Here is a 701-nt window from a genome sequence, read left to right as displayed (position 1 = left end):
TTATTCTTAAATTGCGAAGAGATAGTATAATTTGTTCGTTTTTTATTCTTGTTAATTTCTCTATTTATTTGAATAAAAGCATCTCCAAAATCAGAAGGGCATATAAATATCTGGTGAAGATGACTTAAGTTATAATTATTTGCGATATTCCATAGCACAAGCCTTATGAAATTTATTCTTTCCTCATAATTTATCCGCACTTTGTATGTGCCTGGCTTATCTTTTGAAATCATCCTCATGCTTGTAGGATGCCCTTTTAAATCCAAGCTTAGAGTGAAAATGTCTACAAGAGGTAAATTATTACGTATACATCTATATTCAACATTTACCGAGTTGGATAAAGTTCTAATTTCGTGATGAGATTTATATTTTCCATCAATAATAACAGTATCTCCACTTATATTGGATGCAGCAGAAATATGAACATCTAAAATTACGAAAGACATCAGTAAAATCAATCTAAGATGAACATATTTCATATCTTTTCCTAAATGTAGTTTTATTCAATATTGTATCTTGTACGTTGTCAAACAAAAGTGCACAACTGCAAATATAGTTATTTACTCTGATATTTCATTGTTTTATTATCAAAAATTCTTTTGTTGATTGATTTTTGCTTTATAATTTCTCTTATCTTTTTGATTTTCTCCCCTTGTCCTAAATATACTGTACGTTGTCAAACAAAAGTGCACAACTTGAGC

The 701-nt window shown here is 28.8% G+C and carries 1 protein-coding gene; it reads right to left on the bottom strand.

The genetic code is table 11. The features are described from left to right. A partial coding sequence (locus HMPREF9420_RS14120; RefSeq protein WP_044078703.1) for a hypothetical protein occupies positions 1-446 on the bottom strand: 446 nt, incomplete at its 3' end. Positions 447-701: the final 255 nt, after the last annotated feature.

Source organism: Segatella salivae DSM 15606 (assembly GCF_000185845.1).
Classification (GTDB): Bacteria; Bacteroidota; Bacteroidia; order Bacteroidales; family Bacteroidaceae; genus Prevotella; species Prevotella salivae.
Note: the sequence above shows the minus strand (reverse complement) of the source record. Positions and strands in the feature narration are given on the sequence as shown.